Origin of the sequence: Nostoc sp. ChiQUE02, from assembly GCF_034531305.2 — a bacterium.
In the GTDB taxonomy this organism is placed as follows: domain Bacteria; phylum Cyanobacteriota; class Cyanobacteriia; order Cyanobacteriales; family Nostocaceae; genus Nostoc.
Genome location: NZ_JAVRBN020000001.1, coordinates 177,329 through 200,465, shown reverse-complemented (window position 1 = coordinate 200,465; position 23,137 = coordinate 177,329). Strand labels below are relative to the sequence as shown.

Genomic DNA, 23,137 nt, shown 5'->3' with positions numbered 1-23,137 from the left:
CCCTCTGCAAGGACAGCACCTCGCCCCTCTGCCTCTTTTCAATGCCCAATGACTAATGACTAATGACTAATGACTAAACCTGATCCTAATCGAGTTTTGCGGCGTCTACCCATTATCGTGGGTGGGGTAGGCGCTGTGCTTTTGTTAATTAACCGTTTATTAACACCAGAATTAACCCAGTCTCAATCGCGTGGTGATGTGCTGGGTGTGATTTTGAGTGCGGTGTTAATTTTGACGGGTTTAATTTGGCAGCAAGTTCAGCCGCGATCGCCTGATACTGTAGAACTAATTGGAGAAGAAGGTTTTGTACTCGCAGCAGATTTACCTGAAGCCGTGAAAACTGAACTAGCTTGGGCATCTCACTTATTGTTGACCAATACAGTAACGCGATCGCTTGTGGTTTATTACCAAGGTAAAGTTTTGTTGCGTCGCGGGATTCTAGGTACTAAATCTGAAGTTGTACCAGGAGTAATCTTAAAACAGGTACTCGAAAAACAAAAGCCAATTTATCTAGTTGCGTTAAAAGTATATCCAGGTAGGCTTGAATTTGATTATTTACCAGAAAATACTCAAGGTATAATTTGTCAACCTATTGGCAACCAAGGGGCCCTAATTTTGGGAGCGAATGCTCCTCGCAGTTACACCAAACAAGATGAAAACTGGATTTCAGGAATTGCTGATAAATTAGCCGTTACTCTTAATACTTAGGTTGTTTGCGAGTTTAGAAGTCAGCCAATTTTAGATTTTGAGTCGCAGTTTTGGTGTGCTTACAGCGCAACTTGAATTTTAGATTAATATCAAGTCCGGCTAATCACTTATCATTAAAATCTTCTTGCTTCCCCATGTCTTTGCATCAGCTTAAACGATAAGCCTTTAAGTCGAAATGATATAAGCCCACGCTCAATGAAAGTACTTTGAATTGGCATAGCACTGTATTAGCAAGTCATTGAGCGTCACAGGCGCATTTTATATTGAAAAATTTAATCTAAAATCGGGCAATTCTAAATCTAAAATTCAATCACCAAGAAGTCAAAAAATTCCACCCTTCTTTTTCTTCTGCTGTCTTTCCTTCTTTTTCTTCTGCTTCTTCCGGTGTCTTTAAATTTGTCTGTTGAATTAAATTATCGTATTCTCCTGAATCAACCCATTTTAATAACTCGCCAGCCCGCATAACTACCCAGGAAAGCCCGGGTTCTGTATAGCTTAATATTTTGGTGACCTTATCAACAGTGTCAAAGTTATTGGATGCAAACTCACGGGCTTGAACAAGGAAATCTTCGATTACAGGAGTGGTGAGGTACTCGTCTGGTAAACCCGCGAGTTTCATCAGTGTAGTAGTTGCTACGTCAATATCCTGACAAGCAAGCATTGCAGCCCGATCGGCAGTGAACCTAGCCATCATCCGCCAATTATACAAACCCAGTTCCATTCCACCAGCTACCAAGCCACCTACCCCCAGTGTGGTACTGCTCAACAAATTTTTCAAAGTTGGCATAACAATTGCCATTTGGTGATACACCATGTGCTGACTCTTGATGCGAGCGACTTCGTGTCCAAAAACGTAAAGCAACTCATCCAAGCCAAGCCACTCCATTGCATCTAAATTGATACCGACAAGGGGTTTTTCCACCCCAACAATGTAGGTTTCAATATGACCTGTGCCTCGAAACAGATACAATTCAGGAAGTGGAGCAACATCAAGAATTTGGCAGGTTTCTACAAATGCTTGATGTAATTCGGGAAAATTACGGGGTGAAATTCTGATTTCACTACCAAGACTTTGCAGTCTGAGTAGGCGATCAATACCGTATTCGTTAATTTTTTTGAGTAGCAGAGAGACACCGGGCATATTTTGCAAAGAAGCTAAAGCTTTGCGATCAAAAGGGTGTTCGTAGGCTGCTGAACTCAGTCCAGTTAAAATTTTTCTCGTCATGGGTTTTGAGCTTTATCTTGGAGTGTTTGGGAAGTTCAGTTACTCAGTACGAACGGCTTGTGCCTTCACTACGCCTGTGATTAGGGGTTTGGGTAGTAAACAAACCGCAAGTAAGGCGCTTGCTGTTCAGTTTTTTGAACAGTGTAAATTGCATCTGTCGAGCAACTTAATTAGTCCTCACAATTGACAATTACCAAGACGAGCCAAGAGCGATCTAGAGAGTGATTTTACCAGATTGAAACAGAAAATCATATTTGGTTCAGGTTGAAATCTAAGCATTTTTCACCATCTCGCCCAGATACAATATGCAATATATTTTGAGGATTTCTTATTTTCCTCTGCTTAGAGTGATGGAAGAGCGATAAGGTGGTTCACTTTGGCGGGAGAATTAATTCCCGCACCCACAGAGGAAGCTGCTGCTGCAACTGAATGAGCTATCATTGCGGAACAAGAAGCTACGGAAGCTAAACAAGAAGCTTCTCAAGCCAAACGAAAAGCAGAACAATTAGCAGAACGTTTGCGTCAGTTAGGTGTGAATCCTGATGAGCTAGATGAATTATTGTAGCTTCAGGAGTCTTTTCTGATACGCAGCATAATTTTCTGCTTTTGGGGAATCACCTGTACTGAAAACTTTGATAGCCGATGCCGAAGCAGTTATTTGATAACGATATTCGCTCCCAGAAAGATTAATTTTTGAGAGCGATCGCATATTCAGCACTTGAAATACATATAATATTTTCTTCAGGAAGTCTATAGCAACCTCAGTTTTTTTGAAAAATCATGATGTCACGCTATGTCCTTACTCTTCCTCAACTCAGTGCCAATTGGGTTACTAAGGGTAAGATAAGGTTCAGCAGCAAATCCAAAAAGCGATACCCTGAACATTTGCAGACATTACCGCAGACACTGGTTATGTTGCGGCTGCTAAAATACTTAAGTATGAGTAGTATGATCAAACTACCCAGGTAAAAATTGTCTATTTGGTCACACAAGACCATCCAAAGATTGTAGAAAAGTGTATTTCCTTGTCTCGTTAGTGGTGCTAACCTCAATTTGAAGGATGTTATCAGCCTTTATCTGCTAGAGTTTCTGACTTTCAGCAAACTAAATAATCTATCAAAAATAAAATCGCAAGGAGTGCGATGAGATGTCACAGACCCATATGACAAGGCCAGAAATAGCTGCTGGAACTCTAATCGATAACCGCTATATTATCCAAAAACTTCTAGGACAGGGAGGATTGGGACGAACTTACTTGGCCTTTGACACTCGTAGGTTTGATGAACCTTGTGTTCTCAAAGAATTTGCACCCATTGGCACAGGGGAGAGTGGACTGGAGCAATATCGCAACTTATTTAAAAGAGAGGCGAAAATTCTTCATCAATTGCAACATCCTCAAATTCCCAAGTTTTTGGCTTGCTTTGAAGGAGATGGTCGGCTATTTCTAGTACAAGAGTATGTTGACGGTAAAACATATTCTAGATTACTAGGAGAACTTCAACGTCAAGGAAGAAATTTTTCTGAAGACGAAGTTATACAGTGGCTAAAGAATCTGCTACCTGTTTTGGAATACGTCCACCAGCACAACATTATCCATCGAGACATTTCTCCTGACAACATCATGTTACCTGATGGCAACGATCTGCCAGTGCTGATTGATTTCGGTGTCGGCAAGCAAATTGCTGACGTGAACGAGGGGAGAAGTTCTAACCACCAGGTAACTTTTGTTGGCAAAATGTCCCTTGTAGGCAAAGTGGGATATGCTCCCCGAGAACAGATTAGCTTGGGTTTATGTTCTCCTTCTAGTGACCTTTATGCTTTGGGTGTAACAGCTATTGTACTACTCACAGGTAGAGATCCATCTTTACTAATGGATCAGTACTCCCTTGAGTGGAACTGGCGTTATTATACCTATGTTACTGATGAGTTCGCTCAAGTACTTGATTGCATGTTGGCAGATAGGCCTAATAAGCGATACCAAACAGCCAGGGAAGTTCTGAGAGATTTAGAGCGTATTGGAGAACCAGAAGTGGGGATGTCTCCTGCAATCATGGTTGATGATTTGCCTGCCACCGTATTTAATCCTGAATTTCAGGCTATGTCGGCAATATCACAGTCATATAACCAAACTGGAGAAACAATTTATAGTTCACTTAGTTCACCTACTAGTCCACAAATGGGGCGAATTGAACAACAACCACAACAACTTTCTCTGCAACCAGCATTTATCAAAAGTTGCCAGCAAGGATTAGCCTACCATATCGGCCCAATGGCAAATCTGATTATAGAAGAAATATTAACTGAAAATCCTTACATTTCACCTGACCAATTTATTGAACTCCTCGCTAGGGAAATTCCTAACTTTCAAGCAGCTTTTGAATTCAAAAAAAACTTATTCTCATAGATATTTAGACATTGAATTGTTTAGTCCCCTGTGCTTCCCTGAGTACGTTTGATTCTTTTCATTGCCATTTCTAAACTTAACTGCATCCGTCTAAAGGCTTTAGCTAAATTACCGATTTCATCATTAGACATCTGCTCAAATTCAACTTCCATGTGTCCGGTACTAACTTCTTCGGCTATGCGAGTCATGCGTTTGAGAGGCATAACAACTTGTCGATTCAAAAACAAATTGACTAACAGTATAGTCGCTATAAATATAGTTGATACAATTATGATAATTAGTAAGGAAGATTGATTTGCTTTGTTGATGACACTATTGGCAGGTACTGATATAATTTGAGCGCCGACAATTTCATTAAGCTTCCACCCAAATCCATTAGCTGTACCATAAAGAGTAATCATACTTTGAGGTGCAACTTCAGGTATACTATGACACTTCAGACAGCTTCCTTCCGAAATTGGCAGGGGACGAGCAATATAAAAGATATTCCCACCTGGAATTGAGCGAAATCCACTCACTTCTTTAAGGTCTGATTTATTTCTGAACCTTTCTACGATTTCCGTCTCAAAACCGTCAGCTTTATCCCGAAGATTTGTGGGATTGAGAGTTGCTTCTTTATAAAAGAAATCACGGTAGTCTGGTGTTTTCCGTAAAATTTCAAAGACTTCCCGTGCTGAGTATGCAGGCACACTTTGCGGCAAAAACTCAGTAGCCAATTTATCCACTAACTCTGGATTTACTTGGGTACTGGTGTATTTCCGAACAGAACTCATGGTTTGCATGAGCATGAGAGCTGTTGAACTAATATCTTGTTTAGCATTCTCCCTGAGCAGAGAAGAAAGAGCAAATCCACTCAAGCTGAGACCGAATGTCAGAATAACCAGTAGCAGAATTGTAAACTTTTGTTTCAAATTCAGATTCTTTAGCATAATTTTAGATTACCTACAAGTCAAATTATTATGAACAAATATGGTTAAAGTCATCGTTTACTCTAGCACGATCAATCAATTAAACATTTTGGTGTAAAGGTATAGTTTAGCTAAAACTATTAGGGTATATCCAACTTTATACTATTAGTAATTATTGAGGTTAATGAAAATGCTCTCTAAGTAACTAAGTTACAAAAAGCCACAACAGCAATTCAAATAGAATTCCCAAAAATTCGTGTTGGCTGTTCTGATACCGTGCCAAAATAAATACCAGCAATTGTTAAATATTACTAATGGTGTGGAATGCAGGAAAGTCTTTATTCGGGGGACGCTACATAATCGAAAGCCAACTAGGTGAAGGCGGAATTGGCATTACTTATCTTGCCAGAAATCAACGGAATCAACAGCGAGTGATTAAAACCCTCAAAGAAGAAATCCTGAATCACCCCGCCTGGATACTCCACCGAAACAAGTTACGGCAAGATTTTCGTGATGAAGCAGTTAGGCTGGCTGTGTGTCACCATCCTCACATAGTACAGATAGAAACCATCTTTGATGAGGGAAATTTACCCTGCATGGTCATGGAGTACATCGAAGGTGAAGACTTAGGACAGCGCTTGAGGCGGATAGGGGTACTATCAGAAGCAGAAGCGCTGCTTTACATCCGGCAAATTGGCGACGCTTTGACCCTAATCCATTCTAAAGGACTGCTGCATCGGGATCTTAAACCACGCAACATTATGATCCGCATGGATAAATCAGAAGCAGTGCTGATAGATTTTGGCATCGCTAGAGAATTTATTCCTAATATGATCCAAAGGCATACTGTATATCGTACTCCTGGTTTTGCCCCACCAGAGCAGTATGAATCAGAAGCCCCACGAGGAGAATACATTGACATCTACGCCCTAGCCGCTACTTTGTATAATTTGCTTACCGCAGTTGTACCAACAAGTGCAGATGATAGACGTCACAATATTAATTTAGAACCACCACAATATTTTAATCCCAATATTAGCAACAGGGTAAATCAGGCTATTATGTGCGGCATGGATTTGGAGTCAACCTACCGTCCCCAATCTGTGCAGGAATGGTTGGATTTATTGGGCCCTGCTAATGAAATTAATGTAGCAAAAACATCGTCTACATTAGTGCTAACGCCTAGGCTTAAACTACCTCCACCTGTTGTATTAGATCAGCAGAACTGGCAATGCATACAGACCCTCAAAGGTCATTCTAGTATGGTTCATGCGATCGCCATTAGCCCAGATGGGCAATTTATTGCTAGTGGCAGTAATGACATGACCATCAAACTTTGGCAAGTGGGTACTGGCAAGCTAGTGCGTCAACTGGGTCGTTGGTTTTCTAGTCATTCCAGCATGGTTCATTCCGTCGCCTTTAGCCCAATCTCTCCAAATCTTTCTTATCAAGGGGAGTCCGGCAAATCTGCGGGAGTTGGAGACCTGAACCGAGGAATGTTAGCTAGCGGTAGTTGGGATAACACGATTAAATTGTGGGATGTCAACACAGGTAAAGAAATTTGTACCCTCATTGGTCATACTAACTGGGTGAATTCCGTTGCCTTTAGTCCAGATGGCAAGTTTCTGGCTAGCGGCAGTGCTGACTGCACAATCAAACTGTGGCAGGTACACACTGGCATAGAAATCCAAACTCTCAGAGGTCACTCCGACTCAGTTTCGTCAGTTGCCTACTCTCCGAGAACGCCTGCAACAAATAGCCAGGATAGACAGCTGGTGGCTAGTGGCAGTAATGATTACACCATCAAACTGTGGCAAGTATACACAGGCAGAAACATTTGCACACTTACAGGTCATTCCTTCTTCGTCAACTGTACCGCCTTCAGCAAGGATGGGGAAATTATTGCCAGTGGCAGTGGTGATAACACGGTTAAACTGTGGCACGTAAATACAGGCAGAGAAATTCGTACTCTCATTGGTCATTGTGATTCAGTTTGGTCAGTTGCCTTTAGCCAGGATGGAGAATTTCTCGCCAGTGGCAGTTGGGACAACACTATCAAACTGTGGCACGTACAAAGTGGCAGAGAAATTAGCACACTTACAGGGCATTCCAACTATGTTAGATGCATTGCTTTCAGTCCTGATGGCCAAACCCTAGTTAGCGGTGGTGATGACGACACTATCAAGATTTGGCGACGGGGTAATAAATAATTTATAGTTCATAACCTTTTTGCTGAGTGTGGTTCAATACTTTTAAATCTACAGATAGAACTGCGATCGCCTAAAGCTTGTCACAATAATGACGGCAACCGTTATTTTTGAACAATAAATTTTATGGGCTTTGGTATTGGTGATTTCTTCTGGATTTTCCTCCTTCTGACTTCTTTGCAACCCCTTTGGCAAAAACGTCAAATAGAATATCGGCGCTTGCGTGCTTTACAAGAATTCCAGCAGGAACGCAAAAGTCGGGTGATTTTGCTAATTCACCGCCAAGAGTCCATTAGCTTACTAGGAATTCCCTTGTCTCGCTACATTACTATCGAAGACTCAGAACAAATATTGCGAGCAATTCGCCTCACACCCCCAGATGTGCCGATTGACTTAATTTTGCATACTCCTGGGGGTTTGGTTTTGGCTACGGAACAAATCGCCAGAGCATTAATTCGCCACCAGGCAAAAGTTACAGTTTTTGTACCCCACTATGCCATGAGTGGCGGTACAATGCTTGCCCTCGCCTCTGATGAAATTATTATGGATGCTAACGCTGTCTTGGGGCCAGTTGATCCCCAATTGGGTAACTACCCAGCAGCTAGTATCCTAAAAGTAGTTGAAGATAAACCCATCGGTGAGATTGATGACCAGACTTTAATTATGGCCGATCTTTCACGCAAAGCAATTCAGCAAGTACAGCGGTTTGTGCGGACTCTGCTTAAAGACAGTATACCCAAACAAAAAGTTCTGCCAGAAAATATCGAATCGATTATCGAAGCCTTGACAACTGGGCGCGTCACCCACGACTATCCGATCACTGTTGAGGAAGCGACAGAAATGGGGCTGCCCGTAACCGTCGGACTGCCCCATTCTATTTATAATCTCATGGATTTGTACCCACAGCCACAAGGAGGGCGACCCAGCGTGCAGTACATTCCGATGCCTTACAATGACCGCCGTCCAATTTTACCTACACCCAAAGGCCGACCCTTAGAAGAACCAAATCAGATGACTTGAGGGGCTTTGGGGTAGGAGTTTTTTGTGGCGACTAGGGTGTAGCTGTTGGTGTAGCTGTTGGTGTAGCTGTTGGTGTAGCTGTTGGTGTAGCTGTTGGTGTAGCTGTCGGTGTAGCTGTTGGTGTAGCTGTTGGTGTAGCTGTCGGTGTAGCTGTCGGTGTAGCTGTTGGTGTAGCTGTCGGTGTAGCTGTTGGTTTTGCCGTTGGTTTCGCTGTGGGTTTAACCGTCGGTTTCGCTGTCGGTGTAGCCGTTGGTTTCGCTGTGGGCTGACTGAAGACTGTCTTTGCTTCTTCATTTAGCTTTTGGCGGAGTGCTAAATTAGCAATTCCAGTTTCCTGTAACTGATATTTCTTTTGATACTCCTTTACCACTGCTTCCGTGCGGGAACCATAAAAATGATCGCGCGGGAGGGGAGGATTTGGCTTTACCACTGCATTCAAATTTGTGTGCAGAATTTGAACGATGTTAGCAGCAAAATCTTGGGTTTTTGGCCCTGCTATTCCATCAACTGGTTTTAGCTTATAACCTGTCTGAAATTCACGAATTGCCTTTTTAGTTTCCTCATCCGTCAAAGCAGTATTTGTTACCTTGACGTTATAGCCTAACCCCCGCAACACAGCACGGAATTGCTCTGGCGTATAGCTACGTTGACGGGCCGCGAAACCTGTGTCTGCAATTACCAAACTAGCAGTTATCAGGCAGGTAACAGCAAAGGTCGCGCTTGATTTTCCAAACCCACACCACATACTTAAAACTCCTTTGGATTAAATCAGCAGGATTATAAACTTTAACAGCTGCATTTTAAGTTTGTTTAATAACTTTTTTCGCGATTATTTAATGATTTTTGAATAATTTATGAATTATTTTTATTAAATTTAACTAAAATGACACAAATTGGTTTGTGTCATCCATCAAAAGAAGTATCTTGTATTAGCAGAGAGCTAGCGATTATCATTTGAATCGAATACACCCCTTGAACACTAGACTTCTTGCAGAAGTGGGGGAAAGGGATGGAATTTTCCCTTTCCCCTTTCCCCTACCTCTTGCAAAAGGAACTTTTGCAAGAAGTCTACTAAATTACAACGCACATCTGTGTGCCTCTACTGTGGTCTAATCAACTGCAAATTGCTGTAATTGGTGGGAAATAGCCGAAAATCAATAAATGAAAGAGCTTATAACCAACTATCCACTTAATGTATAATTTATAACAAAAAATGAAAAGTATAAAATCTTCTAAACAACGTAATCTTTGGTTTGAAAGATTTATGGCAATTGCTGCCACCGTAAATTTAGGTTTAGTTTTGTTTAATTTAAGTTACGTACCTTGGCGGGATTTTTACTTGCGAAAACTTCCCCAAATTATTGAGATTTATGACCCAATAAAAGGTATTGAAAGTCATCGAGACACAAAAAATTATCTAGAAACAGTAGACGCATTAGAAAAACAAGTTAGCCAAACTGGGTTACAGTCGCCTCAGGTAAATAGCAGGCTAATACAAATAAGTCGTCTTAGCAGCGAGATGATTGACAGTAACCCGTTTGCGGGAGTGAATAAGAGTGGGACTCTGGAAAAAATCAAAAAGCGGATGCGCGATCGCATCGGTAATGAATCTGCAAAACAGTCCTTTGCTACTTTTTGGAGTCAACCATACTTATCACAAAATGGCTGGCTTCAAGAAATTAATTTTTTTAACGAGAGCATCCGCCCTTTGATTGCCTCTAACTACTACCGCCAAATCGGGGAAAGTGGCGACTTTGTTGATAATTTCTGGATTATTGACTTACCTTTTGTGATTTTATTTGGCGTAGAGTTGCTGGGGCGTACCTACTCGATCAGACGCCAACATCCTGGTTTAAGCTGGTTTGAAGCGCTATTGTGGCGTTGGTACGACCTTTTTTTAGTAGTGCCATTTTGGCGGTGGTTGAGAATTCTACCTGTATTAGTCCGCCTCGACCGAGCGCAGTTATTGGATCTCCATCCAGTGCGGCGGCAAATTCATCAGGGAATTGTTGCCAACTTTGCCGAAGAACTCACAGAAGTTGTAGTGGTGAGGGTAATTAATCAGGTTCAGGCTTCAATTGAGCGGGGTGAGTTAACGCGCTGGCTCTCACAAAAAGAAAATTTACGCCCCTACATAGATATTAATAATGTGAATGAGGTGGAAGCGATCGCAGGTCTTTTGGTAAAAACAATTGTCTACCAAGTGCTACCCGAAATCCAACCTGCGATCGTTGCCATTTTGCGCCACAACATTGAAACCGTTTTTCATCAAGTTCCCGTCTACCGCAACCTCCAGAACCTCCCTGGCGTGGGACAAGCCCAAAGCCAATTAAGTGAACAAATGGCGACTCAAATCACAACTAATCTTTACAAAACTTTAGTTAGTGCTGTTGAAGACCCTGTTGGTGCAAAACTCACCAGTCAACTCGTACAAAGCTTCAGCGACGCCTTGGGAGCGGAAATAAAGGAAAAACACGTACTTTCAGAAATTCAGAGTTTACTTTTTGACTTCTTAGAGGAAATCAAAATCAACTACGTCCAGCGTTTGTCCCAAGAAGACATAGACCAAATCATCGAGCAAACCAGGCAGCTACGAACACAAGTATCAGTTCCAGCAGTAGTGGATAAAGGCAGTACTCTCCCAGAAATACGGGAAGGGTAAGAAGTAGGGGAGCAGGGGGCAAGGGAGAGAATACAAAATTACCTCTTTCCCCTTTGCTCTCTGCTCCCTACCCCTCTGCCTCTTCCCAATGCCCAATGCCTATTGACTATCCAAGAAATGCGCTAAACTCGAATTAGGCGAATCATCATTGGTTCGTCACAAGACTTCTTGGAAGATATACCTATCGCAGGAAGTGGGTCGAAGCCCACTTTTTTTATTGAATTCTCTCATGGCTCATCCTTTAGTTCCACAAATTATTGATTTGGCGACACCAGTGGCAGAAGAACTGGGATTGGAAGTGGTTGGCGTGGTTTTTCACACCAACCAAAGTCCACCAGTGTTGCGGGTAGACATTCGCAATCCTCAGCAAGACACCGGTTTGAACGATTGTGAAAGGATGAGCCGTGCTTTAGAAGCCTCCTTAGATGCTGCGGAAATCGTTCCAGATGCCTATGTCTTGGAAGTGTCTAGTCCTGGTATTTCGCGGCAACTGGTCACTGACAGGGAGTTTATTTCCTTTAAAGGATTTCCTGTCATCATCTCCACTTCGCCACCCTACGACGGACAACAAGAGTGGACTGGTCAGTTGATTCGCCGGGATGAGACAGCACTTTACTTAAACCAAAAAGGTCGTGTAGTCGAAATTCCTCGCTCCCTAATTACTAAGGTGCAGCTAGACGAGCACCGATAAACACAAGGGCTATGGCTCAGGAGTTAGAGACTAGAGCACCTTAGCTCATGGCTAGAGATTAGGAACTAAGGGCTAAAGGTTAAGGGCTAGAGGTTAGGGATTAGTGTAAAGCTATTCTCTAATCCCTGGCTCTAATGCGTAGTTTTCAGTCCCCAGTCTCCAGTCCCTAGCTCCCAGTCCCCACTCCCTAATTTTTAAAGGAGATTGCTTATGTCAATGGTTACTTTACCTGGATTAAAAGAATTAATTGAAAGTATAAGTCGCGAGCGGAATTTACCCCGGCTTGCGGTTCAATCAGCTATTAGAGAAGCACTGCTCAAAGGATACGAACGTTATCGTCGTGCCCAAAATTTAGAGCGCAAACAGTTTGATGAAGATTATTTTGAGAATTTTGAAGTAGAACTCGATATTGAAGGAGAAGGATTTCGCGTTCTTTCCACCAAAACCATTGTCGAAGAAGTCAATAACACAGACCACCAAATTTCCCTAGACGAAGTTCAACAAGTAGCTCCCGAAGCGCAGTTAGGGGACTCTGTAGTGCTGGATGTTACTCCCGATCAAGGAGAATTTGGTCGGATGGCGGCGATGCAAACCAAGCAGGTACTTGCACAAAAATTACGGGATCAACAGCGCCAGATGGTGCAAGAAGAATTCCAAGATTTAGAAGGAACTGTGCTGCAAGCAAGAGTCCTGCGGTTTGAGCGGCAATCGGTGGTTTTGGCAGTTAGCAGCGGCTTTGGTCAGCCAGAAGTGGAAGCCGAATTACCGAAGCGGGAACAGTTGCCCAACGATAATTATCGGGCAAATGCCACCTTTAAGGTATACCTCAAAAAAGTCTCCCAAGGTCAGCAACGAGGGCCACAGTTGCTTGTATCTCGTGCTGATGCTGGTTTGGTAGTTTATCTGTTTGCCAACGAAGTCCCAGAAATTGAAGATGAAGTGGTACGGATTGTTGCCGTAGCTAGGGAGGCAAACCCACCCTCCCGTTATGTCGGCCCCCGGACTAAAATAGCAGTAGATACTCTTGATCGCGATGTAGACCCAGTTGGCGCTTGTATTGGAGCCAGGGGATCGCGAATTCAAGTGGTAGTCAACGAATTACGCGGTGAAAAAATAGATGTAATTCGCTGGTCGCCAGACCCAGCAACATACATAGCCAATGCCTTAAGTCCAGCACGGGTAGATGAAGTACGCCTTATGGATCCTGAATCCCGGCAAACTCACGTACTCGTCGCTGAAGATCAACTGAGTTTGGCCATTGGGAAAGAAGGACAAAATGTCCGTTTGGCAGCCCGTCTGACTGGTTGGAAAATTGACATCAAAGACAAAGCTAAGTATGACTATGCGGGAGAGGATGCCAAATTTACAGCTGTAAGAACAAAATATCAATCAGAGGAATCAGAGGAAGATGATCTGGACTTTGAGGAAGAATTAGAGGATGAAAATCAGGAGGAATTAGAAGAGGAGGATAGTTTTGACAATAACGATGACGAGTAATTGATTAATTTTGTAAAGTTTTGATACTGTAGATTGTAGTTTCAGTCTCAAGGATTATTTTCTCAAAAGCTACTTGGTATAAGTAAAAAATAGTAATAATAAACTTCTTTTTACATCCAAAATCCTGGACTGAGATTGCAGAGAACCGATGAAACCAAATTATCGGCGCTGTATTAGTTGCCGTAAAGTAGGCTCAAAAGATGAGTTTTGGCGGATTGTCCGCGTCTTTCCATCGGGAAAGGTACAATTAGATCAGGGCATGGGGCGTTCCGCCTATATTTGTCCGGAAACGAGTTGCCTACAAGCGGCTCAAAAAAAAAATCGACTAGGGCGATCGCTACATGCATCAGTGCCAGAAACACTGTACCAAAGCTTGTCGCAACGTCTAGCCCCCAATAATACCCAAAACCAAATTTAGTTGGAACAACTTTGTGACGTAATCACCAGAAGAATTGTGTCGAAAGCCGAAGTCGCGCTTTCATCACACCCTGTGTTGATCGTTAAGGTTAGTGCCAAAATAGTAAATGGGTGTAAAAGGCATTCGGCTCTCCAATAACAAGAGGGGCGAGGCAACAATCCCAGAACAAGATGTAATCAATTGTGTTGTGGAAGACTCAGAATCAACAAAACAAGAAAGTACAAAATGGCAACCTGGTAGCGCTCAGGCGCAGTTCGGCGTCCAGGGTTCCTATAAAAATCTTTTATTTAAAAAATTTTTATGGGTGTCCCTTAACCATCATTCCTGGTGGGGATGCCTTTATTAAACCGAAACATCTCTCTTTCCTGATTGGAGGCACCGGCAAAAACTGAACGGCAGTCTAAAAACAGTAATCCAAGGATGGAGATGTCGCAAACCAGGCAACCATCCGCTAAAACTGTAAATTAAAGGGGAAGAGTGGATGACCAACGGCAAAGTTAGAATCTATGAATTATCAAAGGAATTGAATTTGGATAACAAAGAGCTACTAGCAATTTGCAGCCAGCTCAGTATCACGGTCAAAAGTCATAGCAGCACGATTTCAGAATCCGAGGCAGAAAACATCCGGGCCGCAGCAGAAAAGCTTGCAGCTACGAATGTGTCAGCCAAAAAGGAACTAGGTACAACCAGCCATAAGCCAAATTCACCACCGAACGGCGGACGTAACCGACCTGCTGCACCCCACAAACAGCAAATTTTGGAAATACGCAAACCCAAAATATTGAGAAATACTACTTCCAACGCCTCCGAGGCGTCACTTGCTACCAATACCCAAGCTGCCTTGTCTGAAGCTAATCCTCCCTCTCCTCCACGGCCTTTCGCGACACCAGTCTCACCCATGAAGCCGACGGTACCAACTCGACCTGTACCCCGGACTCAATCTGAGACTCAAGAACAACCTCCGATCGCTGACTTGGAACAAACGCCTAATCCAAATCAGGCGTCGGAAAAAATAGCATCCCAAAAACCGGAAAAAATAGTTCCACCCAGACCGAAATCGGAAAAACCTCAAAAACCACAACTAGTTGCCCCTCCAGCCAGACCTGCGGCGGAAGAAGCCCAGGTGGCAGATGAGCCAGTCTCTCAGGCAGATAAACCGATCCTCAAACGCGATCAACGGCTACGACCCGTGGAAGGCGATCGCGATCAAATTAAGCCGAGAGTTGCTAAACTACCAACTGACCAGTCCCCACAAGGTGCACCACAAAGAACAAGTCGTCCCACCCCTTCACCCACCAGACCAGAGCAGAGGGGCAATAGACCATCTGCACCATCACAACTAGGAGAAGGGCAACGGCCCAGACCAGCACGTCCAGGTGAAGCTGTAGCAGCCGCAATGCCGATCGCTACTCCACCCAGACAAATGTCAGGAATAGCCGGCAAATCTCAAGGGTTGGGTGATGAACCAGTCGCACCCGATCTCCTCGATTTGAAACGCCCAAGTCCGCCTCGCCCGACCAAAGGTGGGAAAAAGTGGGTAGAAGAGGAAATAATTGACGAAGTTAAAGAGAAGGCTAAAGCTGGCGTCAAAGGCAAGCGGATCAAGCCAATACTTGATGATGAGTTTGAAGAAGATTTGCTCGATGATGACGATCTCGACTCACCTGCCACCGTCCAAGTCAGCCTTTCCATTGCTCGTCCTCCCAAACCGAAAGCGACTCGACCTGTACAGATGCCAGCCGCAACCCTTGCTAGCGCCCCAACTGCTAGAGGAAGTAGAAAGTCTGGTTCCAAGTCTGGTTCCAGCCGCGACCATCACCAGAACCGTCGCCAACAAGAAGCCGATACAAAACGTGACCGTCCCGAAAAGGTCACGATCACAGGCCCGTTGACTGTGCAAGAACTGGCTGACGTTTTAGCCGTTCCCGATACAGAGATTGTTAAAATCCTGTTCCTCAAAGGCATGGCGGTGAGTATCACCCAAAATCTGGATATTCCCACAATTACCCTGGTAGGAAAAGAACTAGAAATAGAAGTCGAAACCGCCGAGCGAGAAGCAGAAGCTCGGAAAGTTACGGAAATGGTCGGCGCAGAAGACCTAGAATATCTCCACCGCCGTCCGCCAGTCGTGACAATTATGGGTCACGTAGACCACGGTAAAACAACCCTGCTCGACTCAATCCGCAAAACAAAAGTGGCTGCTGGCGAAGCTGGCGGGATCACTCAACACATTGGTGCATACCATGTGGATGTAGTACACGAGGGCAAACCGCAACAGATAGTCTTCCTGGATACTCCTGGTCACGAAGCCTTTACAGCTATGCGGGCACGAGGAGCGCGGGTAACAGACATTGCTGTGTTGGTAGTGGCTGCTGATGATGGTGTCCGTCCCCAAACCATTGAAGCCATTAGCCACGCCCAAGCAGCGGGAGTGCCAATTGTTGTTGCAATCAACAAAATTGACAAAGAAGGGGCACAGCCAGAACGCGTTAAACAAGAACTCACCCAGTATGGTCTGACCTCAGAAGACTGGGGTGGTGAGACGATCATGGTTCCCGTGAGCGCGATTAGAGGTGAAAACCTGGATACGCTCTTAGAGATGATTCTCTTAGTAGCAGAGGTTGCAGAACTATCTGCCAACCCAGATCGTACCGCCAAAGGAACTGTCATTGAAGCACATCTGGATAAAGCCAAGGGAGCAGTTGCTACCCTGCTAATTCAGAATGGCACCTTGCATGTGGGAGATATCTTGGTAGCTGGCTCGGCTTTCGGTAAAGTCCGGGCGATGGTGGATGACAGAGGCAAGAGAGTAGACATTGCTTCTCCTTCCTTTGCTGTCGAGGTACTAGGTTTAAGTGATGTGCCAGCAGCAGGCGACGAGTTCGAGGTCTTCCAAAACGAGAAAGAAGCCAGAGCACTCGCTAGCGATCGCGCAGACAGACAACGCCTATCCCGCCTCTTACAAGGTCGTGTTACCCTGACAACGCTGTCGGCTCAAGCACAAGAAGGCGAGTTGAAAGAACTCAACTTGATCTTGAAAGGAGACGTACAAGGTTCTGTAGAAGCCATTGTGGGAGCGCTCAAGCAAATCCCCCAAAACGAAGTCCAAATTCGGATGCTGTTGGCTACTGCTGGGGAAATCACCGAGACAGATATCGACTTAGCAGCTGCCAGTAACGCTGTAATTATTGGTTTCAACACCACCTTTGCGAGTGGCGCTAGACAAGCCGCCGATGAAGCGGGTGTAGATGTTCGGGAATACAACGTGATCTACAAACTCCTAGAAGATATCCAAGATGCCTTGGAAGGTCTTTTGGAACCAGAGTTGGTGGAAGAACCCTTGGGTCAAACCGAAGTCCGTGCCGTCTTTCCAGTCGGTCGTGGTGCGGTTGCTGGTTGCTACGTTCAATCTGGCAAGCTAGTTCGCAACTGCAAAGTCAGGGTGCGACGCGGCGGTAAGGTGATCTATGAAGGCGTCCTTGACTCCCTAAAACGGATGAAAGAAGATGCTCGTGAGGTCAACGCCGGTTATGAATGCGGTGTCGGCATGGATAAATTCAATGATTGGGTTGAAGGTGACATCATCGAAGCCTATCAAATGGTTACGAAGCGCCGCACTCTCACCTTAACGAGATAGTGTTGAGGGTAAGATGGTTAGAAGTTAGGAGTGGTAAATTAGGAGTTAGGAGTTAAAAGCTGCTAATTCCTAACTCCTAACTCATAACTCATAACTTTTTATAATATGCATTCATTTCGCTCTGAACCTATTTTGTGGATTCACGTCGCAGGATTAGCGACGTTGCCTGTTTTTTTAGTCCTCTGCTTATTGTTTTTGTCTGTAGGCGAGCCGTTTTTACCAGTGTGGATGGAGCTATTTTTAGTTGCTGCCATTGGTATTCTCCCCCTGCTATGGATGCAGTTACGTCGCCCTTTTTATATATTTGCTCTTTTAGGAATAGCCCTAAAGCCAGAAAATCTGACTGAGCGGCAGCGAAAAATTCTCTGTTTAATTAATACAAAGTTAAATCGGATCCTGGCATTAGTCGCAGCAGTATTGTCGGTTTGGGTGCTGTGGCAGCTTTACCAAATTGCCCCATTAGTAGCAAATTCAGCTAAATTTCTCCCACAATGGCGTAGCGTTGCACTATTGCTTGCGGGATTAGCGTTTTTGGGCAGCAATCTATTTTTACAAATACCTGTGAGTGTAATGCGAGTTTTAGTGACTAATGACACAGAATTCGCTGGCATAGAGCCATTATCTTTAGAAAAGATTAAGCAGGATTTCACAATTTTAGGGGTGCGGGTTAATCAAATGGTGCCCCGGTTGTTGCAATCTTTGTTTAGGATTAATACAGATTCTTAGTAGCCCTCAAAGTAATATTATTTACTTTAAGAGGCTAGAAATAAGCATCAGGGGAGGAAGGGGAGCAGAGGAAATAATTAATAACCAATGCCCAATACTTCTCTACGAGAGGCTGCACTTCGACAGAGCTACGTGACCACGCCAACAACTTTGCTCAGTACAAGTGCCCCATCCTAATTTACCGTTGAAGTTAAAACAAAGGAATGAGAAACTATGGCTCAAATTCCAGCTTCTAGCGATCGCCAATTTTCTGCTGATACTGAAATTTGGTATAGCCTCAAATGCGCGATCTCCACTAGTTCCGGTTTTCAGCGCTGGCAACTAGAACGCGATGCTCAATTAGAGGGAATTCGCTTGGAACATCAGGTACAACGGTATTTAAGGGAAACTTTAGAAACTTTAGCTTACTAAACACCAAATAAATCTTGTAAGCTTGTTTGCAAGCGACGAAGTTGACGGTATGCACTTTCCAAGCGATCGCCATCAACTTCTACTTCATTTGTGGGATAATTCTTAATAATTTCAATCAGCGACACTTGCCCGTCTTGACTCGCAGAAAGTACCAAAGCGGCTCTTAAAGCCTGCCGATCTGCTCTCCGAGACGGTGTAGAAATAACTTGACTAATTTGATCCAAAATAATATTACCAATCTGGCTATTTAGCACTTTATCTAAAAATACAGGGTTTACCTTCACTGGCTCCGTTAAATACTGACGAACGGCTTTGGGGTCTTGTCGGGCTAAAGCTAAATTAACTCTTAGTGAACGTGAGAGTTCACCTGTTTGGGCAAAGGTGGAAAGTTCCTCTACAGAAAGTGATTCACGGAAGATACCATACTTCAGCACTACTTGTTCCGCAGCAAAGGCAGGAGTGGACAAAAGTAGAAGACAGGTACTGCCTACTGAAACTAAGGCGCAACCCAAAAAATTAAAACGCATTTCTCCGAATTTCCAATAGGTTTGCTTTTCCTGTGATGATATTCCAGCAGAATTAGTTGCGGCATCTGGCTTGAGGGAATACCAAAAAATAAATCATTCAGTAGCAAAGGCAGGATGAGCACTTAGACAAGACAGCGAGAGACTTGTCGATAGACATGGACTCATCTTGAACGTCCCTAGTACAGCACCGCAAAAATCCAGCTACCATCTCAATGAACTAGACAAGAAGCTTGAGCAACAGGTTAAAGGTAGGCAAACTTCCGCTACAGTGTACTAGTCGAATTTTCTGAATAACACAATATAACTAATGTATAAGTTCTGTGATCTATCTAAGGAATTTAGCTGAATCAGTGCTAATCATCCAGTATAGTTTTGCATGGGTTTTACAGTAGCTATAAAGCTGCTACCTTCAACCTTGTTCGACATACCGTAATTCAGCACATCACAGACGGAAAAAATGAAATATCGGGGTTTTCACATTTCTCCAGCGAAAAATTTTCGCCTTTTTTCTAGTAGTCATCTTAGATATACTTTGCGCGTCGGAGCCGGACTAACGGCTTTATTAGTTGTCTCCGGTGGGTCAATACTACTACCGAGTGAAGTTAATGCTGGTGCTAATCACCCAGCAGGCATTGCCCCAACTCTCACAGCGCAAGCTCCTGCAACAGCCGCAGTAATTTACGTTAATCCCGCAACAGGTGCAGATAGTGCTGGTGGTGGTGCAACCTCAACTGCACCCTACAAAAGCATCAGTTTCGCTCTCAGTCAAGCCCAACCAGGTGCAGTTATTCAATTAGCACCTGGAAACTATAACCAGGAAAGTGGCGAAACCTTCCCACTCTTGCTTAAACCAGGAGTGACACTGCGGGGTGATGAAGCTACTAAAGGTCAGGCAATATTGATTACAGGTGGAGGTTTCTACACGAGTCGCACCTTTGCCAGACAGGACATTACCATCCTTGCCGAGCAAGATACGACCATCACTGGTGTCACCGTCACTAACCCAAATAGCCGCGGTACGGCTGTGTGGGTGGAGTCAACTAATCCCATTATCAAAAACAGTACTTTTACTAACAGTGTCAGAGAGGGTGTTTTTGTCACAGGTACAGGCAATCCCAAAATCGAAGGTAATCTCTTTGTGCAAAACAAAGGCAATGGGATTTCAGTTGCTAGAGCTGCCCAAGGAGAAATTCGGAGTAACTTATTTCAGGATACTGGTTTTGGTCTAGCGATCGGTGGCACTTCCACACCCCTAGTTGTGGAAAATCAAATCGTCGAAAACCAAGACGGTCTTTTTATCTCAGAGTCAGCGAAGCCCGTATTGCGTAAGAATGTTATTCAAAACAATAAGCGGGATGGAGTAGTCGCGACCGTCAACGCTTCACCCGACCTTGGCACCAACGAAAATCCTGGTGGCAATCTTATCCGCAATAACACTCGTTATGATGTGAACAACGCCACTAAAACCAGTAAAATTGTCGCTGTTGGCAACGATATCGATCAGAAAAAGATTTTCGGCTCAGTAGATTTCGTTGCCGCAACCGTTGACGTACCACCTGGAGGGCCCGTTGCCTTTAAGGATGTGCCAGCAAATTACTGGGCAAAAACCTACATCGAAGCTTTAGCCTCCCAAAATATTATTGCTGGCTTTCCTGATGGCAGCTTTAAACCCAATGAACCTGTAACCCGCGCTCAATTCGCCACTATTGTCACTAAAGCCCTAACACCACCAACCAAACGCGCAGCAATTAAATTTAAGGATGTAGCAAGCAATTTCTGGGCTTATGCTGCAATTCAATCTGCTTACCAGAGTCAATTTGTTTCTGGTTATCCCGATGGCACTTTTAAGCCACAGCAGCAAATTCCGAGAGTGCAGGCGTTAGTCGCTTTAGCTAATGGTTTGGGCTTAACTGCAAATAATCAGAATGTCCTTTCCTTTTACACTGATGCTGCCCAGATTCCTAATTATGCGATCGCTCCTGTTGCTGCTGCAACTGCACGGCAATTAGTGATCAACTATCCCACAACAAAGCAACTCAATCCTAATCGTCAGGCGACTAGAGCCGAAGTTGCTGCCTTTGTTTACCAGGCACTCGTCAATGCTGGACGTGCTCAACCAATTCCTTCATCCTATTTGGTAACAGTTCAGTAAATGCCAAGTTAGCAAATTGGAAGCGCCAGACTAACAAATTATCAGTCTGGCGCTTCCAATTGATGTGAGCTTTATTAGTTTTCGGATTTTTTAAACATAAAATTTGGGGTCTTTAAATATAACTGACCCCATTTGAATGTGATTGGTTTTATGGTCAGGGTCTTTATATTGGCTGACCCCGTTTCAACGATTTCTAGTTTCTCAGTAATTTTTGCTTTTTGGGATTTCCTAATAATTTTTTTATTTTTTATTTCTTGATATTTTAAACTTCATAAAAGCATTAATAAATTTGAGGAATATTAAAGATATATAAAACGAAAGCAGTAAACAATTGAATAGCTAAAATTTCTCCCTTCAGGAATTAGGATTTTTAGCCGATTGGGGGCGTCGTTGCCGACGCTGTTCCCAGCGCCAGAGGAAGACCATTAAGGCAACAATTCCGACTTGGAGAGCTAAACTAGGCAAAGCACTCTCAACATCGCGTCCGGCAAGCACTTGGAAGAAAAAGACAAATGCACCGAGTGAACCAGAAGCACCGAAAGCAATGTAGAAAAATTGTCGTAAGCCACGATAAGGAGCGGCTATTTCTGCTTTGAGGCTGGCATACTGTTCAGGATTAAGGCGATTTTTAGGATTTTGATCTACCATGATTAAATCATGCTATACTTTTAGATTGTGTACGCCGATGTGGCTCAGTGGTAGAGCAGCTGATTCGTAATCAGCAGGCCGTGGGTTCAAATCCCATCATCGGCTTTGATAAAAGTATTGCTCAATAGTCAAGTTTGACACAAATCAAGCATTTAGCAAAATGCTTGTAAAAATAATCCCTACGACGGCAAACTACGCACTTCAATTTATACATTCTCTTTCGCCAAGTGAATGAGTTTTTAACCTTCACTCAAACTCAGTTTCGCAGAAAGCTTTTAACAAACTGATACAATTAGCGATCGCTCCTAGATGAGCAATTTCATAGCCATGTGTATTTTGGGTAGGAAATGCCAAACAAGCAGCACGCCCAACATGGCCAAATTTCATAGCAATCGAGGCATCACTACCAAATCCGCTCAAAGTTGTTAACTGCACTGGCATATCTAACTGCTTGGCACTATGGCGCAGTTGTCCATTTAGCCCCTCATCATATATCCCATAAGCATCTTGAGATAAAAGTACAGGATTTTCCCCATCTTTAACAGGATATTCCTCAGATAAGGGACAAATTTCTAAAGCAATCAAGGCATCTAAACGCTGATTTTGAGTGAAAAATAGCGCCCCAATCGCCCCCACTTCTTCTTTTGCTGACGCCACTAAATAAACATCAACAGCTGGCTGTTTCACGTTTTCAGCCAAAGCTAGCAAAATGGCAACAGAAGCTTTGTTATCTAAGGTGTAACCGGCAATATGATCTTTTAACCGAATTGGACGCTTGCGATGCTTGCCAATCACCATTCTAGTTCCAGGTCGAATGCCAACTGCTTCTAATTCAGCAGATGTCAGCTTGGTTTCAATCCAGGCATTTTCCCACTTAACAGTAGTATCTTCCTGTTGCACTTTCTGGGGCGATTCGTGAGAAACATGGCGGGAACCAAAGCTGAGAATGCCGCTAATGGTTTTGTTATCTCCGATTAAATCGACAACGCCTTCGCCGTAAACCCACGGGAAAGAACCGCCAAGTTTGCGGACTTCCACACGACCTTCATCACCGAGACTCTTGACAATTGCGCCAATTTCGTCTTTATGAGCAGTAATAGCAATTGCTCGGTCTGGATTTTTCCCTGGAATCTTGGCAATAATATTATCGGCGCGATCGCACCAGACTTCCACACCCAGCGCCGCAAATCGTTTCATCAACAATTGGTTAATCTCAGCTTCTGCACCACTAGGGGAATGGTGCATAACTAATTCTTCAATAATTTGAAATAAGCGATCGTAATCCCACATCAATAC

The 23,137-nt window shown here is 43.7% G+C and carries 19 protein-coding genes, 1 tRNA gene and 1 pseudogene; 14 read left to right on the top strand and 7 right to left on the bottom strand.

Annotated elements, in window-relative coordinates; translation table 11 throughout:
• The first annotated feature begins 69 nt into the window (after window positions 1–69).
• Window positions 70–708: a cofactor assembly of complex C subunit B gene (locus RM347_RS00915; protein ID WP_322722193.1), complete on the top strand. Its 639-nt coding sequence runs from the start codon at window positions 70–72 to the stop codon at window positions 706–708.
• A 310-nt stretch (window positions 709–1,018) separates the two neighbouring features.
• Here RM347_RS00915 and RM347_RS00910 read toward each other — a convergent pair whose 3' ends face one another.
• Window positions 1,019–1,933, bottom strand: coding sequence for a M48 family metallopeptidase (locus tag RM347_RS00910; RefSeq protein WP_322722192.1), 915 nt, complete (start codon window positions 1,931–1,933; stop codon window positions 1,019–1,021).
• A 361-nt stretch (window positions 1,934–2,294) separates the two neighbouring features.
• On the opposite strand from RM347_RS00910, the pseudogene RM347_RS00905 reads away from it, so the two are divergent.
• Window positions 2,295–2,498, top strand: a pseudogene (locus RM347_RS00905) (Uma2 family endonuclease); the annotation flags it as partial.
• On the opposite strand, the gene RM347_RS00900 reads toward RM347_RS00905, so the two are convergent.
• Window positions 2,490–2,642, bottom strand: a complete 153-nt coding sequence (locus tag RM347_RS00900) for a hypothetical protein (RefSeq protein WP_322722191.1) — start codon at window positions 2,640–2,642, stop codon at window positions 2,490–2,492. The pseudogene RM347_RS00905 and the gene RM347_RS00900 sit on opposite strands and share 9 nt — an antisense overlap.
• A 438-nt stretch (window positions 2,643–3,080) precedes the next feature.
• On the opposite strand from RM347_RS00900, the gene RM347_RS00895 reads away from it, so the two are divergent.
• A complete protein-coding gene (locus RM347_RS00895) occupies window positions 3,081–4,337 on the top strand; it encodes a protein kinase domain-containing protein (protein WP_322722189.1) in 1,257 nt (418 codons plus the stop codon).
• A 20-nt stretch (window positions 4,338–4,357) separates the two neighbouring features.
• Here the strand turns inward: RM347_RS00895 and RM347_RS00890 are convergent, their stop codons facing one another.
• The gene (locus tag RM347_RS00890) at window positions 4,358–5,266 is read right to left on the bottom strand and encodes a c-type heme family protein (protein ID WP_322722188.1); all 909 of its coding nucleotides are present in this window, start codon (window positions 5,264–5,266) and stop codon (window positions 4,358–4,360) included.
• 293 nt (window positions 5,267–5,559) lie between these two features.
• Here RM347_RS00890 and RM347_RS00885 point away from each other — a divergent pair, with 293 nt between their 5' ends.
• Window positions 5,560–7,455, top strand: a complete 1,896-nt coding sequence (locus RM347_RS00885) for a serine/threonine-protein kinase (RefSeq protein WP_322722186.1) — start codon at window positions 5,560–5,562, stop codon at window positions 7,453–7,455.
• A 123-nt stretch (window positions 7,456–7,578) separates the two neighbouring features.
• Window positions 7,579–8,472 carry an SDH family Clp fold serine proteinase gene (locus RM347_RS00880; protein ID WP_322722185.1) on the top strand — a complete coding sequence of 298 codons (894 nt, stop codon included), beginning with the start codon at window positions 7,579–7,581 and terminating at the stop codon, window positions 8,470–8,472.
• Between the two features lie 31 nt (window positions 8,473–8,503).
• Here RM347_RS00880 and RM347_RS00875 read toward each other — a convergent pair whose 3' ends face one another.
• Window positions 8,504–9,217 (bottom strand): peptidoglycan-binding domain-containing protein, encoded by a 714-nt coding sequence (locus RM347_RS00875; protein WP_322722184.1) that lies wholly within the window; start codon window positions 9,215–9,217, stop codon window positions 8,504–8,506.
• 468 nt (window positions 9,218–9,685) lie between these two features.
• Between RM347_RS00875 and RM347_RS00870 the strand changes: the two genes are divergently transcribed.
• The 7 genes from RM347_RS00870 to RM347_RS00840 all read left to right on the top strand — a co-directional run bounded on the left by RM347_RS00870 (window position 9,686) and on the right by RM347_RS00840 (window position 18,514).
• Window positions 9,686–11,134, top strand: coding sequence for a hypothetical protein (locus tag RM347_RS00870; protein ID WP_322722183.1), 1,449 nt, complete (start codon window positions 9,686–9,688; stop codon window positions 11,132–11,134).
• A gap of 229 nt (window positions 11,135–11,363) precedes the next feature.
• Window positions 11,364–11,825 carry a ribosome maturation factor RimP gene (gene rimP, locus RM347_RS00865; RefSeq protein ID WP_322722182.1) on the top strand — a complete coding sequence of 154 codons (462 nt, stop codon included), beginning with the start codon at window positions 11,364–11,366 and terminating at the stop codon, window positions 11,823–11,825.
• A gap of 210 nt (window positions 11,826–12,035) precedes the next feature.
• Window positions 12,036–13,322 (top strand): transcription termination factor NusA, encoded by a 1,287-nt coding sequence (gene nusA, locus RM347_RS00860; protein ID WP_322722181.1) that lies wholly within the window; start codon window positions 12,036–12,038, stop codon window positions 13,320–13,322.
• A gap of 148 nt (window positions 13,323–13,470) precedes the next feature.
• Window positions 13,471–13,740 carry a YlxR family protein gene (locus RM347_RS00855; protein WP_322722179.1) on the top strand — a complete coding sequence of 90 codons (270 nt, stop codon included), beginning with the start codon at window positions 13,471–13,473 and terminating at the stop codon, window positions 13,738–13,740.
• Between the two features lie 481 nt (window positions 13,741–14,221).
• Window positions 14,222–17,377, top strand: a complete 3,156-nt coding sequence (infB, locus tag RM347_RS00850) for a translation initiation factor IF-2 (protein WP_322722178.1) — start codon at window positions 14,222–14,224, stop codon at window positions 17,375–17,377.
• Between the two features lie 105 nt (window positions 17,378–17,482).
• Window positions 17,483–18,103: a low-complexity tail membrane protein gene (locus RM347_RS00845; RefSeq protein WP_322722177.1), complete on the top strand. Its 621-nt coding sequence runs from the start codon at window positions 17,483–17,485 to the stop codon at window positions 18,101–18,103.
• Between the two features lie 213 nt (window positions 18,104–18,316).
• A complete protein-coding gene (locus RM347_RS00840) occupies window positions 18,317–18,514 on the top strand; it encodes a hypothetical protein (protein WP_322660560.1) in 198 nt (65 codons plus the stop codon).
• Here RM347_RS00840 and RM347_RS00835 read toward each other — a convergent pair.
• The gene (locus tag RM347_RS00835; RefSeq protein ID WP_322722176.1) at window positions 18,511–19,041 is read right to left on the bottom strand and encodes an alpha/beta hydrolase; all 531 of its coding nucleotides are present in this window, start codon (window positions 19,039–19,041) and stop codon (window positions 18,511–18,513) included. The two genes, RM347_RS00840 and RM347_RS00835, sit on opposite strands and share 4 nt — an antisense overlap.
• A 457-nt stretch (window positions 19,042–19,498) precedes the next feature.
• Here RM347_RS00835 and RM347_RS00830 point away from each other — a divergent pair, with 457 nt between their 5' ends.
• Window positions 19,499–21,193 (top strand): DUF1565 domain-containing protein, encoded by a 1,695-nt coding sequence (locus RM347_RS00830; protein ID WP_322722175.1) that lies wholly within the window; start codon window positions 19,499–19,501, stop codon window positions 21,191–21,193.
• 354 nt (window positions 21,194–21,547) lie between these two features.
• Here the strand turns inward: RM347_RS00830 and RM347_RS00825 are convergent, their stop codons facing one another.
• On the bottom strand, window positions 21,548–21,841 hold the full coding sequence (locus RM347_RS00825; RefSeq protein ID WP_322722173.1) for a DUF3493 domain-containing protein: 294 nt from the start codon (window positions 21,839–21,841) through the stop codon (window positions 21,548–21,550).
• Between the two features lie 33 nt (window positions 21,842–21,874).
• Between RM347_RS00825 and RM347_RS00820 the strand changes: the two genes are divergently transcribed.
• Window positions 21,875–21,946, top strand: a tRNA-Thr gene (locus tag RM347_RS00820).
• 141 nt (window positions 21,947–22,087) lie between these two features.
• On the opposite strand, the gene RM347_RS00815 is transcribed toward RM347_RS00820, so the two are convergent.
• Entirely contained in the window at window positions 22,088–23,131 is a 1,044-nt protein-coding gene (locus RM347_RS00815; protein ID WP_322722454.1) for a M42 family metallopeptidase, read from the bottom strand.
• Window positions 23,132–23,137: the final 6 nt, after the last annotated feature.